This is a genomic window from Marinobacter sp. AL4B (genome assembly GCF_019916045.1).
GTDB lineage: Bacteria > Pseudomonadota > Gammaproteobacteria > Pseudomonadales > Oleiphilaceae > Marinobacter.
The window spans coordinates 38,748-51,285 of the sequence record NZ_JAILWZ010000010.1; the positions used below are offsets into that span (position 1 = coordinate 38,748).

A 12,538-nucleotide genomic window follows, 5' to 3' on the forward strand; every position below is an offset into this window, starting at 1 on the left:
TGCAGATAAAGGTAGAGGGGCAGATATGCAGAATCGGGTATTGCTGGTTGAGGACGACGATGAGCTGAGGCAATTGTTGTCGCGCTATCTGACAAACCAAGGTTTCAGCGTGCGAGAGGCGGCCAATGGCTATGATGGCTTGTCGCTGGCTTTAGGGCAGGATTGCGACATTGTGGTTCTGGATATCATGTTGCCCGATATCAATGGTTTGGATGTGCTGCGTGAGCTACGAGGCAAGACCCACCTGCCGGTAATATTGCTGACAGCCCGGGGCGACGAAACCGACCGGATTGTGGGCCTGGAAGTGGGCGCGGACGATTACATACCCAAGCCTTGCAACCCTCGCGAGTTGGTTGCTCGGTTGCAGGCCATTCTTCGGCGGGTTGCGTGGGATCAGCAAGCCGATGTGGATGCCAGTCGGGTCTACGGTGACTTGAGAGTTGAACCTGATCAGCGGCGAATTTATCAAAATGATAAGCCTCTTGAACTGACCGCGACCGAATACGAAGTGTTGCAGGTATTGCTTGCCCATGCCGGCAGTGTCGTTCGCAAAACCGACCTCATGCAGTGGGCATTGGGGCGGAGGCTCGAAGCCTTCGACCGCACGCTGGATATGCACGTGAGCAACTTGCGCAAAAAACTGGGAAATGACGACCCGCCCAGAGTGGAAACGGTGCGGGGCCTTGGATACAGCTATCGGGTGCCAACTGAATGACGCGTTTCAGGTTTACCTTGTTTTGGCGTATTTTTCTGTCGATCTGGCTGGCGATGGCGGTAACGATGGTGGCCAGTCAGCTAGCCACCCGCTTTCTGCTGGACCGGGAGCGTCAGGCCATTGTACGTCAGGTAGGCCTGCAGGAAATTGCCCGCGAAGCGGTGAACCTGCGGGAACAGCTCGGCCGGGCCGAGGCTTGGCGTTTTTTGCGGATGGAAGGTGAGCGGCTGAAACTACACTTGATGCTGATTGAGAAGGAGCAGGGCCAACACCGTTTGCCGCGTATGGTGCGCGAGCGCATGCAATCAAACTGGCACCCAAGCAAGCCCGCGGTGTTGAATGTGGGTGGCGGTTATCGACTCATTGCCTGGCCTCGCATGGGTGGTGAAGGTTGGTTGGAACCAGGGGTATTCCGAATGCTCGAGCTGGTCCTGACGTTTGTTGTTATTTCTATGGCTTGCTGGTGGATCGCCCGATTGGTTTCTCGGCCGCTCAAGCACATGGAGGGCACCGCTCGTTCGATTGCTAACGGTGATACGGAGTTGCGCGTGTCCGATACCATCGCTCAACGCCGCGACGAGATTGGCCAGCTGGCGGCTGCATTTAATGCCATGACCGATCGTTTGTGCCAACTGCTAGATCGTCATAACCGGTTGCTCAGAGATATATCTCACGACCTGAGAACCCCTCTGGCGCGGCAGCGGATTGCGATTGAGCTGGCCAGTGACGAAGGCGCTGATCGGGCGCTCATGGAAAGTATCTTGCGCCAGAATGAGCGGCTTGAAGCCATGACCGGCCAGATCCTGACGCTGTATCGGGTCTCTGAAAATGGCGGTGTTGTTGAACAGCAACCCGTCAAACCCTTATCGCTGATTAATCGGGTGCTGGGCGATGCCAGCGATTATGCCGAGCAGCAAGGGGTGGATTGTAAATTGGTGGCTAGTAATGAAGTTGCCGCGGTTTCCATTCTGGGCGATCCGGGGTTGCTGCAGCGAGCGTTCGATAACGTTCTGCAGAATGCGCTGGACCACACACCACCGGGCCAATCGGTTGATGTTGAGCTTACCGTTGCGAATGGTCAGGTCGAAGTGTCGATTGCTGACGAGGGGCCCGGTGCGCCAATCGATATGCTCAATCAGTTGTTCGAGCCGTTCTTCCGAGCGGACGAATCTCGCGGCGGAAAAGGCTGGGGTTTGGGCCTGTCCATTGCTCGAGATATCATACGAGCCCACGATGGCACCATTGAAGCTCGTAACCGCCAGGCAGGCGGCCTTCAGGTGACCGTTCGGTTACCGGTTTTTTTCGGGGATTGAGTCGACGTTGGTAGATGGAGCGTGTTCGGCTTCGTCGTCAACGGGTTTCAGGTGAGTCGCATTCGAGAAATCGATGCCTTCCTGCAACTCGTCTTCTTCAAATCGAATGCCGCAGCCGGCTTTACGGAATTTTGCCGGGCTGGCTGTGCCTGGTGTTTTGTTGTCACTGTCGCTGGATGTCATAGGTTGCCTCATGAGTAAAGATTACCCGGTTCCGTCAGGATACCTTGAGCGAGAAACGGAAGTGAAGAAAAGCCGTTTCATCGCCAGAGTGTATCCGGTTGGTAGTCGAGAAGAGGTGCGCGAGCGGGTAGCCGAGGCGCACCGGGATTACCCGGATGCCCGCCATGTGTGTTGGGGCTATCAAATTGGCCGGCCCGGCTCGGCGGCAGAAGCCGCCATGAACGATGACGGCGAACCTTCCGGCACGGCGGGCAAGCCGATTCTGAATGTGATTCAACATAAAGACATGGGCGATGTGCTGGTGATTGTGGTGCGCTATTTTGGTGGCATCAAGCTCGGCGCTGGCGGTTTGGTACGAGCCTATGCCGGCTCAGCCGAGAGTGTATTGTCGGAAGTGGGCCGGGTGGTTCAACAAGCCAGAGTGCAGGCCCAAATTGAGTTAGGTTTTGCTGACGAACAGCCGCTTCGGCATTGGTGTGACGGGCACGAAGGTACGATCGAATCGATTGAATACAGCGCTAAAGTTCATGCATTGGTTTCCGTGCCCGAAGTTCGGCAGCACGAACTGGTGGCGTTTTGTGAGTCTCAGAAACTGGATTACCGTTTTGAAACCTGACCAATCTGGCAGGTGGCACTGCAAGTACAGTGGGTATAATGTGTCAGACAACTCCAATGCAGGAGAACAACTATGCGAGTTTTAATGATGGCGGCCATGGCCATGTTGATGGCTGGTTGTGCCAGCAATGTCGTCACGGACTACAACACCTCAACGGTGTTCGGTAACTACAGCAGTTGGGCCTACGCGCCGATGGATCAGGGGTCCGGTTTTGCCTCTCTTGACGATGCCCGGGTTCGCAGTGCCGTCGAGCGGGAACTCAACCGCAAGGCCATGAAAAAAGTCGCGAAGGATAACGCCGACCTGCTGGTTAGCTGGCAGATCGTGTCTGAGGAGCGGTTGGAACAGAGCGGATTGGGTCTGGGCTTCGGATTTGGTCGCGGTAACTTTGGCTGGGCTTTGTCGGCACCGCCACCGGTTCGCGAAGTCACCGAGGGCAAGTTGGTGGTAGAGCTGGTCGATCAAGAAAGCGAAGAAGTGATTTGGCGAGCAGCCAGTCGCCGGTACTTGAATGAAAACCAGTCTCCGGAAACCCGGCGTAAGCTGATTGATGAGGTTGTCGCGGAAATGTTTTCGAAATATCCTCCGGGCTTAAACTGAGTAACCGACAGGATTTTGTTGATGGGTATGAAAAAGCGGGAAGGTGGTCTGGTCTTTTCCACCGAGCAAGGCCGCATGTGTCCGGGGTGCCGTAACCCGGTTTCCGACTGTTCATGCGGAGAGCCGGCGCAGCCAGAAGGCGATGGCGTTGTGCGTGTCAGCCGCGAAACCAAAGGCCGGAAAGGCAAAGGCGTGACCTTGATTACCGGCATTCCCCTCGATAGCAAGGCACTGAAAGACTACGCCAAAGTGCTAAAAGCAAAATGTGGCACAGGTGGTACAGTAAAAGACGGCGTGGTGGAGATCCAGGGCGATCATCGAGATCTGCTGGTGCCGCTGCTCGAGCAGAAAGGTTGGACCGTGAAACGGTCTGGCGGCTGAGGTTTTATTTAATCCAATTCGTAAGGAACAAGAGGTATGCACCTTCTGGTACTGGGCGCTGGGGTCGTGGGCGTTACTACGGCTTGGTTTCTTCAGGCGCAGGGGCACCAGGTTACGGTGGTCGATCGTCAACCTCAATCCGGGCTGGAAACCAGTTACGCCAATGGCGGCCAGATTTCCGTGTCCCACGCGGAACCCTGGGCTAACCCGGCAGCGCCACTGAAAATCCTGAAATGGCTGTCTCAACCCGAGGCCCCTTTGCTGTTTCGGCCGGGACTGGATCCGTACCAATGGCGCTGGGCGCTTTCGTTTCTGGGGCAGTGCACCTCGGCCAGAGCGGCTCACAATATTCGCCAGATGGTGAACCTCGGCACTTACAGCCGGGGTCAGCTTCAGGCCTTACGCAAAGAGACTGATCTCGATTACGATCAGCTCGACAAAGGCATTCTCCACTTCTATACCAACCCCAAAGAATTCGAGGCAGCGCTAGAGCCTGCGCGCATCATGCGCGAGTTGGGCTGTGATCGGCAGGTGGTGGAAGCCGATAGGGCGGTAGAGCTAGAACCGGCCTTGAAGCCCATCCATTATCGAATTGCAGGAGCGACTTATACCTCGGAAGACGAAAGCGGAGATGCCCGAAAGTTTACCCAAGCACTCGCTGAGCGTTGTCGGGAAGCGGGGGTGGAGTTCCTTTATGACACCGAGGTGTTGGGTTTCGAGAAAGTCGGCAATCGGATTCTTGGAGTTCAAGCCCTGAGCGAAGGCAAGCATCACACGCTTCGGGCCGATGGTTATGTGCTCAGCCTGGGCAGTTTCAGCGCGGTGCTCGCCCGCCCCTTAGGCCTGTTTTTGAATATCTATCCAGCGAAGGGTTATTCCATTACGGTTCCGGTTAGGAACGAGGAAGCTGCGTTTCAGGTCAGTCTGACGGACGATGAGTTCAAGCTGGTTTATTCCCGGCTGGGCGATCGTATTCGGGTGGCCGGTACCGCCGAGTTGGGAGGGTACAGCCGAGCGCTGAACACCACTCGCTGCCGGGCAATCGTGCGCAGGGCGGCCGAGCTTATGCCAGAGGCCGGGCACTGGGAGCAGGCCGCATTTTGGGCCGGGCTTCGGCCAACAACGCCGTCCAATGTGCCTTACATCGGTAAAAGCCCGTTCAGTAATCTGTACCTGAATACCGGGCATGGCACTTTGGGTTGGACCCACTCCTGTGGCTCCGCCGCGGCGCTTGCTGATATCGTCAGTGGTCGAGCGCCCGAGGTGGACTTCGCGTTTCTAGGATTATAGCGCCTTCCTCTAAATCCGAAAAAAAGCATTTCATTGTGAAATGTCCTCATTTCATAATGCACTCTTCTCGTTGGACTTCGGATTTCCTCTATTCGGTATTTACTTATAATAAGTGAGTGTTTTCAGTTGGTTGTAATTTAATAAAGTGTTTTTTGGCGGTTGGCACTGCTCTTGCTTCGAATGTTATTAAAAGCCCCTTTGCAAAGGGCAACAAAAATTCATTCGACAACAGTGTGCTGACTGAACATGACCAAACCTCTGGAAGGCGTCCGGATCCTAGATCTGACGCACATGCTCTCTGGCCCCTATGCGGGAATGCTCCTAGCAGACTTGGGAGCTGAGACAATAAAGGTAGAACCTCTCAAGGGAGAGGGCACTCGCGCCCTTCTCGCTAAAGATCCCCGAAACTCCCACAACGGCCAAGGTGCCTACTTTATAACGCTCAATCGGAACAAAAAGAGTGTTTGTATTGACCTGAAAAGCGAGAGTGGTCTTAATACATTTTACGATTTGGTCAAGGATGTGGACGTCGTTATTGATAACTTTTCCGCTGGCGTCCCAGCCAAGCTCAAAATTGATCATGAACACCTGTCAGAAATAAATCCCCGAATTATAACCTGTTCCATTACCGGCTTCGGTCAAGATGGCCCCAACTTCAGCCGCCCTGCATTTGATCTGGTGGTGCAAGGTATCGGTGGTGGAATGTCCATTACTGGCCATGATTCAGAGCATCCCGCACGCTCAGGTATTCCTATTGGAGACCTTGGTGGTGGCATGTTCGCAGTTATGGGCATTCTTGCAGCTTTGCACTCACGGAACGCCAAAGGTCATGGCCAGCATGTGGACATTTCTATGCTGGATTGCCAAATCAGCATGCTGAACTACATGGCGACTATGCACTTTCTTAGCGGAGAAAATCCAACCCCCATTGGCAACGGTCATTTTGTGCACGTGCCCTACGATTCCTTCAAAACCAGCAATGGCTTTGTGATTATTGCAGTTATCTTCGACAGCTTTTGGGACAGTCTGGTCGAGTTGCTCGGCATTGATGAGCTTCGGGATCCCAAATTTAAAACTCAGCCTGGGCGTTACGCCGATAAGCACAAAATCAACGGAATTATCTCAGAGCTGTTGCAAACCAACACTACTGAACACTGGGTCGAGCAGCTCTCCAGCGCTCGAATCCCTTGCGGACCTGTCAACAAGTTCTCCGATGCGCTGGCAGACCCACAAGTGCTTTTCCGGAAAATGGTGGTGGATATTCCTCAATTCGATGGTGGTGTGGTCAAAGCACCCGGCAATCCGATCAAACTCAGTGTTGACTCCCAAGATTCCTTCACCGCGCCTCCCTTGTTGGGGCAGCACACGGAGGAAGTGCTCAGGGCACTCGGTTACAGCGACCAGCGCATAAGCGAGTTGAAGGCCAGTAAAGCCGTCGGGTAATGGGAGGAAGCAGCATGAAGATTCGTATTAATGAGGTTAGTCCCCGTGACGGGCTTCAAAGCCAAGGCAAGACGTTATCGGTGGAGAACAGGCTGTCATTGATTCAGGCACTGGTTAAAACAGGGGTCAAGAACGTGGAGGCAGGCAGCTTCGTGTCACCCAAAGCGGTGCCGCAGATGGCAGGTACGGATGAACTGTTCGCGCTGCTACCTGATCAGAGCACCGTGCGTTACGCCGGGCTCGTGCCAAATATGAAAGGTTATGAGTTGGCCGTTGCGGCCGGGGCAAAGGTGGTGAATGTCGTTCTCTCTGTGACTGAAACCATGAACCAAAAAAATATCCGCATGTCGCTGCCGCAGACTGCTGAGGTTTGCACAGCGATTATAGAGCGCGGTCGGCGCGAGGGTGTTGAGGTTCAGGCGTATCTGGCGGTGGCATTCGAGTGCCCATTCGAGGGTTTAGTTGAACCAGCCGTCGTTGCCCGGTTTGCCAAATTGGTGAAACAGGCCGGTGCCAGCAAGATCATCATTGCCGACACCATCGGTGCTGCGAATCCGGAGCATGTTCAACGTCTGCTGGATGCGGTTACCAGAGAGGTGGGTTCGGACATTTTGTCCTGCCATTTTCACGACACGCGGGGTATGGCTTTAGCCAATATCGCGGTGGCAGTGGAACGCGGCGTACGAGAGTTTGATTCATCTATTGGTGGTCTTGGAGGCTGTCCGTTCTCACCGGGGGCCACCGGCAATGTGGCAACGGAGGATGTGGCGCTGTTGCTCAATAGCATGGGGTATGACACCGGAATTGATCCGCTTGACCTCATTCCCGTTGTGAACCTGGCCGAACAGCTAACTGACGTGTCGCTGGGGGGGAAGAGTTTCCGCTGGCTCAATCAGCAGGCGTCAAAGGCTGCCGAGGAGACTGGTCATGGTCGGTAAGGTTCTGGGTTTTGCGGCGCAAGTAGCACCTTGGGCAATTGTTAGTGGGTTGGCTTATGCCGCCGCGTTTATAAAGCCCGGCGTCGATCCTTTGCCGTTACCGCAGCCGCTCAATGAGCCGCGGGACTTGTTTTATGACGTGAGTGAATCTAAGCCCGGCAAGTTTTGGTTTGCAGGGAATAACGGTCTGATTCTCGAGGGCGGACAAACTATAGAGCAATGGCAGCGCCATATTATGCCTGAGTCTGTGAACCTTCAAGGGGTTGTAGCTTCCGCCGATGGAACGGTGCTTGCCGTAGGCAATGCAGGTTGGACCTTTGCACGTCGTGGCAATGGAAAGTGGGAGCCACACCAACTGCCGGTTTCGGACATTGCAGGCAAGTTGATCGAAGTGATTTGGCAAGACGGTTACTTCTGGGTCATCGGTGAGATGGGTGCAATCTTCCGCACCGACGCAGAAGCCACTCAGTGGGAAAACCTCAGCATTGAGGGTGATGTGGCGCTCAACGACATTGCCCAGGTCGAGAACGGTGATCTCTGGATCACCGCAGAATTCGGAACGCTCTATCACTCTGTTGACCAAGGTAATAGTTGGGAAGGACAGGAGCTCGGTTATGAAAGTCTGCGCTCCTTGGCCTTTCACGGCTCGGAGGGAGTGATCGTGGGCAATGGTGGTGTGATGTTCCACACCAACGATGCCGGCTTGAACTGGGCTGAGCTTATCTCTCCCACATCAGAGCATCTCTACGATGTTATCCACGACGGTACACGCTGGTTGGCGACCGGTAATGGTGGCGTTCTGCTGAGTTCAAATGATGGTGAAAACTGGAGCGAGATCTCGCCTGAAGGGTTCGCGGACGGCTATCACACGCGCTTACTCGCCACCGACAGCGGCGTGCTTATTGCGGGCCAATCAATCGGTTTGTTGTCCAGTGGAAGCTGGAAGAGCTTACCCGATTCCTTGGCAGGAGGACGCTAATCATGATTGATCAAGTTGCACGTTCACTGTCTGAATTCTCTGTTCGCCACCGGGTAGGAGTTGCGATTGTAATTTTTGTCAGCACCGCGCTGATGGCCCTGAACCTGATCAAAATAGATGTACGCACGGTGTTCAGCGATATGGTTCCAAGCAATCACGAATATGTGGATGTGCATGAAACCTATAAAGAAACCTTCGGCGGTAGTAACAAAGTTTCTATTCTGGTTCAGGCTCGGGAAGGGGACATTATGACCCTCCCGATACTGGAAGAGATTCAGCGGGTAACCCGTGAGCTGGCGAAAGTGAGTGGAGTAAACCCGTTCCAGGTTGTTTCCCTAGCATCTCGTAAATTGAAGTCTGTTAGCGCCTCCTCTATGGGGATCGAAAGTGTGCCCTTGATGTGGCCTGAGGTGCCCACAACAGAAGCGGGAATTGAGAGTCTGCGAGACGCGATTGTTAATAATCCGCTGGTCTACGGAATATATGTTGAACCGAACTTGTCCTCAACTCTAATTCAAATGGATTTCTATGATCATCTGGTGGATTACAGCCGAATCTTCCCTCAAATTCAGGCCATTCTGGATGCCTCACCTATAGCCGATCAGGTAACGCATCATGTCGTTGGTGAGCCGATTCTCTATGGCTGGGTAAATCACTTTCTTGATGAAACCGTCACTATCGCGCTGGTCTCCCTTGGTGCCATGCTCCTCGCGCTATTTCTGCTCAACCGCACATGGCGTGGAACACTGCTGCCCTTACTCAGCGGCGTGGTTTCAGCGATCTGGGCTTTGAGTATTGGCGTACTGCTTGGGTTCAACTTTGACCCGCTGGTCATTGTGGTCGCGTTCATAATCACAGCGCGCTGTTTCAGTCATGCAGTGCAGCTGATTACACGATTTGATGATCTGTGTGAGGGTGAGGATATCTCACCTCGTAAGTCTGCCGAGCAGACGATGAAGGAACTGTTCCGACCTGGTCTCCTTGGACTGGTTTCCGATGCTGGTGCAATCCTCTGTGTGCTACTCACTCCCATACCGTTGATCCAGAAAGTATCCATTATCGGCGCCATATGGGTTGTGACCATCGGATTTTCGGCGGTCATTCTCACGCCGGTGATGTTGAGCTGGGTTAAGGCACCTCTTCGCAATGCTCATTCACTCAATCTGCGCTTTTTGTTGACGGCCGTACTTGCCCTTGCGGTAAGGGTTGTGGAAACCCGGGCACGCTTTTTCGTATTGCCCGTAACTCTGCTGGCTGTTGGCCTACTAGTATTCAAAGCAACAGAACTGACGATTGGGGATGCCACTACGGGGTCGCCTGTGCTCTGGGAGGAATCTGCTTTTAACAGGGACAGCGTGCGGATCAACGCCAGCTATCCCGGCACTGACCAGATGTTCGTTGTGCTTGAGGCTGAGGAAAACGATGCTCTGAAACGCCCGGATGTATTGTCCTGGATGCAGGGGTTTCAGCGTCGGATGGAGCGTCTGCCCCAGGTTGGTGGCAGTGTCTCTCTCGCCGATATTGTGCTGGACGTGCGCAGAAATCTTTATGAGGGCAACCCACGCTACAGCGAGCTGGGCGCAACACAGCTTGAGAATGGCGAGCTGATTAGCTTCTACATGCAAGGTGCTGCGCCGGATGACCTTGCGCAGTTTGCTGACCCCTTGTTCCGCAACGGCTCTGTCATCCTGTTTTTCCGAGATCGGCAGGGTGAAACGTTGCGTCAGGCGACCTATCAGATTCGGAAGTACATTGATGAGCATCCCCTGCAGGGAGTGAATGTTCGTTTGGCTGGGGGTTCCCTTGGGATCATTGCCGCTGTCAATGAAATCCTTCTGTCTGACCAGATCGAAGCAATCGCACTGGCCTTGCTGGTCGTGATCCTTTCCTGCCTGGCGGTTTACAGGTCCTCAGCCAGCGGCGTTTTCTTCATTGTCCCGGTACTCATCTCAAATGTAGTGACCTTTGCCTTTATGGCATGGCAGGGCATCGGCATGAGTATCAGCACATTACCTGTGGTTGCACTTGGTATTGGTCTGGGTGTCGATTATGCATTTTATATTGTTGATTCTGTTAAGGAATATCTTGAGAGGTATCCGGAGTCTGAGCCCATGGAGGCTATCCGGCAATCCCTGTTTTCTGCCGGTCGCGGTGTACTCCTCACATCCGTGACCCTCGCGGCTGGCGTTTTATTTTGGTCGCTGTCTTCGCTGCGATTCCAGGCAGAGATGGGAACATTAATTGGGCTCTGGTTGCTCGTAGCAGCGTTTACATCGCTGTTCGTGATGCCATCCCTGATTCGAGTGCTTAAACCGAAGTTTATCTTCGGTGACAGCATCAAAACCGCTGAATCCGATCGAAAGACGGAAAGGCTGGCGCAATCCACTCAGTGACATGGGTAACAACATGAAAATTGAAAATAAAAAAAGACACGTTGGCGGTTGGCCCTTGAAGAAAGGGTTTCTGGCAGTAGCAGTTATGGCTGCAACGGTTGTCGCGCCGCAGGTAGTGTTTGCGGATGAGGAGGACTGGCTTACCAAGGACTGGGAGGTAAGTGGTTATCTGCGTCAGTACTTATCCTGGAATCTCGAAAACCCTACCCTGATAGGGCCCGACGGCCAGCAACGTGGCGATTATCGATACGACCTTTCGATGGCTCGCTCGGTGGCAAAACTCGATCTTTATCGTGATTTTGGTAACTGGCAGATGAAGATGACTGGACGAATTTCACGTGAGTCGCCAACGGATTATGGTAAGGATTTGCAGGATGTGATGGATGAGTGGGCAGGCACCGGCGGTGCCTCAGGCTCCTCGGTGAATCTCCGGGACGACGTCTACGACGACGAAGAGTTGCGCGAGTTTTGGGTACAAGGCGATTTGACTGATTCGACCAGCGTAAAGGTTGGTCGGCAACAGGTCGTTTGGGGTGAGACAGACTTCTTCCAGCTACTGGACGTTGTCCATGGTTACGACTTCCGCTGGCGTTCATTCCTCGAGCCGGAGAATGAAGAGCTGCGCAAACCGCTGAATATGATCAGCTTGACTCAGCAGGTTTATGACCTAGATGGCGCTCTTCAGGTGCTTTATATCCCAGGAAAACTCAATGACGGCAAAGATCGCGGCAACAGCTATGACGTCGAAGGTGGTCGTTGGGCGAATAATCCGAACAAGGGTATTACCTTTGCTTCGGCACCTTTTGGCGCCAACGTGCGCTACAACTACGACCATCCTGATGCCGATATGGACGACGATTCCTTTGGCTTGCGCTGGAGTGGTCTGGCTGGCGACTGGGGCTATTCTCTAGGGTATTTCCGTGGGCCTAACCCTGACCCGGTTGCGAACGCCAACCCGGCAACAAACCCAGGTCAACCGCAACTTCAGACAGGTCCTTATGAGGGTGTCTATGAGGGCGGTGCCACGGAAGCGGGTGAGTTCATCTTCCCGTACATCGATGTGTTTGGCGTAACCGCTAATAATTATTTTGCCGGCCCAGATCTGGTTTTCAGTGCGGAACTGGCTTACATCCCCAACGCACCCTACAACGTGGGTATCCACAGTATTGCAGAAGGTCCGGGCTGCGGGTTCTTCCCGGGCTTCTGCGGGATAGAAGAAAAAAATCTTTTCCGTTCAATGTTCCGGATAGACAAGCAACTCGATCTCCAAAGCGTATTGGGCACCAGTCGCCCGTCGTTCTTCACCGTGCAGCTTTTCAATAACTGGATAACAGATTTTGAAAAGGATGAGGAGCTTGTAAACCTTGCCGGCTTTGGGGGGGCAACCAAAGAGTTCAGCAGTACTCTCACCGCTGTTCTTGCAGCCAATTATGCCAACGATCAGATCAACCCGTCTCTTGCGGTGGGTTCTGATCTTACGTACGGCGGCGGCTTCATCATTCCGGCAGTGGAGTTTGCATACGGTAACCATCTTCGTGTGCGACTGGAGGCGGATATTTTCTTCCATGAAAAGGATCAGGAACGCCCACTTCAGGGCTTCAACGATACCAATCTGTTTGGGTATTTCTCTGGTAACGATCAGCTAGTTGCTCGGTTTACCTACCAGTTCTGAGGATTTAAGGAGAGT

12 protein-coding genes are annotated in these 12,538 nt (G+C 53.7%); 11 read left to right on the plus strand and 1 reads right to left on the minus strand.

What is annotated here, in order from left to right:
• Positions 1-25 precede the first annotated feature (25 nt).
• Both K5L82_RS02260 and K5L82_RS02265 read left to right on the plus strand, forming a co-directional pair.
• A complete protein-coding gene (locus K5L82_RS02260) occupies positions 26-715 on the plus strand; it encodes a response regulator transcription factor (protein WP_133004782.1) in 690 nt (229 codons plus the stop codon).
• Positions 712-2,028, plus strand: a complete 1,317-nt coding sequence (locus K5L82_RS02265; RefSeq protein ID WP_223133009.1) for a sensor histidine kinase — start codon at positions 712-714, stop codon at positions 2,026-2,028. Before K5L82_RS02260 ends, K5L82_RS02265 begins: the two co-directional genes overlap by 4 nt.
• On the opposite strand, the gene K5L82_RS02270 is transcribed toward K5L82_RS02265, so the two are convergent.
• The gene (locus K5L82_RS02270; protein WP_223133010.1) at positions 2,005-2,211 is read right to left on the minus strand and encodes a hypothetical protein; all 207 of its coding nucleotides are present in this window, start codon (positions 2,209-2,211) and stop codon (positions 2,005-2,007) included. The two genes, K5L82_RS02265 and K5L82_RS02270, sit on opposite strands and share 24 nt — an antisense overlap.
• A 10-nt stretch (positions 2,212-2,221) precedes the next feature.
• Here K5L82_RS02270 and K5L82_RS02275 point away from each other — a divergent pair, with 10 nt between their 5' ends.
• The 9 genes from K5L82_RS02275 (at position 2,222) to K5L82_RS02315 (ending at position 12,523) form a co-directional block, all read left to right on the plus strand.
• A complete protein-coding gene (locus K5L82_RS02275) occupies positions 2,222-2,827 on the plus strand; it encodes a YigZ family protein (RefSeq protein ID WP_223133011.1) in 606 nt (201 codons plus the stop codon).
• A gap of 72 nt (positions 2,828-2,899) precedes the next feature.
• Positions 2,900-3,427 (plus strand): DUF4136 domain-containing protein, encoded by a 528-nt coding sequence (locus tag K5L82_RS02280; RefSeq protein WP_133004786.1) that lies wholly within the window; start codon positions 2,900-2,902, stop codon positions 3,425-3,427.
• 21 nt (positions 3,428-3,448) lie between these two features.
• Complete coding sequence (locus tag K5L82_RS02285; protein WP_262492479.1) at positions 3,449-3,808, plus strand: translation initiation factor Sui1; 360 nt, start codon at positions 3,449-3,451, stop codon at positions 3,806-3,808.
• A gap of 36 nt (positions 3,809-3,844) precedes the next feature.
• Positions 3,845-5,098 (plus strand): D-amino acid dehydrogenase, encoded by a 1,254-nt coding sequence (locus K5L82_RS02290; RefSeq protein ID WP_223133012.1) that lies wholly within the window; start codon positions 3,845-3,847, stop codon positions 5,096-5,098.
• Between the two features lie 246 nt (positions 5,099-5,344).
• On the plus strand, positions 5,345-6,541 hold the full coding sequence (locus K5L82_RS02295; protein ID WP_223133013.1) for a CaiB/BaiF CoA transferase family protein: 1,197 nt from the start codon (positions 5,345-5,347) through the stop codon (positions 6,539-6,541).
• A 14-nt stretch (positions 6,542-6,555) separates the two neighbouring features.
• Entirely contained in the window at positions 6,556-7,479 is a 924-nt protein-coding gene (locus tag K5L82_RS02300; protein WP_223133014.1) for a hydroxymethylglutaryl-CoA lyase, read from the plus strand.
• Positions 7,469-8,458, plus strand: coding sequence for a WD40/YVTN/BNR-like repeat-containing protein (locus K5L82_RS02305; RefSeq protein ID WP_223133015.1), 990 nt, complete (start codon positions 7,469-7,471; stop codon positions 8,456-8,458). Before K5L82_RS02300 ends, K5L82_RS02305 begins: the two co-directional genes overlap by 11 nt.
• A 2-nt stretch (positions 8,459-8,460) precedes the next feature.
• Positions 8,461-10,851 (plus strand): efflux RND transporter permease subunit, encoded by a 2,391-nt coding sequence (locus K5L82_RS02310; RefSeq protein WP_223133016.1) that lies wholly within the window; start codon positions 8,461-8,463, stop codon positions 10,849-10,851.
• A gap of 13 nt (positions 10,852-10,864) precedes the next feature.
• Entirely contained in the window at positions 10,865-12,523 is a 1,659-nt protein-coding gene (locus tag K5L82_RS02315; protein ID WP_262492480.1) for a DUF1302 family protein, read from the plus strand.
• Positions 12,524-12,538 lie beyond the last annotated feature (15 nt).

Bases quoted from the DNA above. Each gene is read 5' to 3' on its own strand.
- K5L82_RS02260 (WP_133004782.1), top strand. From the start codon at position 26: ATGCAGAATCGGGTATTGCTGGTTGAGGACGACGATGAGCTGAGGCAA.
- K5L82_RS02265 (WP_223133009.1), top strand. From the start codon at position 712: ATGACGCGTTTCAGGTTTACCTTGTTTTGGCGTATTTTTCTGTCGATC.
- K5L82_RS02270 (WP_223133010.1), bottom strand. From the start codon at position 2,211: ATGACATCCAGCGACAGTGACAACAAAACACCAGGCACAGCCAGCCCG.
- K5L82_RS02275 (WP_223133011.1), top strand. From the start codon at position 2,222: ATGAGTAAAGATTACCCGGTTCCGTCAGGATACCTTGAGCGAGAAACG.
- K5L82_RS02280 (WP_133004786.1), top strand. From the start codon at position 2,900: ATGCGAGTTTTAATGATGGCGGCCATGGCCATGTTGATGGCTGGTTGT.
- K5L82_RS02285 (WP_262492479.1), top strand. From the start codon at position 3,449: ATGGGTATGAAAAAGCGGGAAGGTGGTCTGGTCTTTTCCACCGAGCAA.
- K5L82_RS02290 (WP_223133012.1), top strand. From the start codon at position 3,845: ATGCACCTTCTGGTACTGGGCGCTGGGGTCGTGGGCGTTACTACGGCT.
- K5L82_RS02295 (WP_223133013.1), top strand. From the start codon at position 5,345: ATGACCAAACCTCTGGAAGGCGTCCGGATCCTAGATCTGACGCACATG.
- K5L82_RS02300 (WP_223133014.1), top strand. From the start codon at position 6,556: ATGAAGATTCGTATTAATGAGGTTAGTCCCCGTGACGGGCTTCAAAGC.
- K5L82_RS02305 (WP_223133015.1), top strand. From the start codon at position 7,469: ATGGTCGGTAAGGTTCTGGGTTTTGCGGCGCAAGTAGCACCTTGGGCA.
- K5L82_RS02310 (WP_223133016.1), top strand. From the start codon at position 8,461: ATGATTGATCAAGTTGCACGTTCACTGTCTGAATTCTCTGTTCGCCAC.
- K5L82_RS02315 (WP_262492480.1), top strand. From the start codon at position 10,865: ATGAAAATTGAAAATAAAAAAAGACACGTTGGCGGTTGGCCCTTGAAG.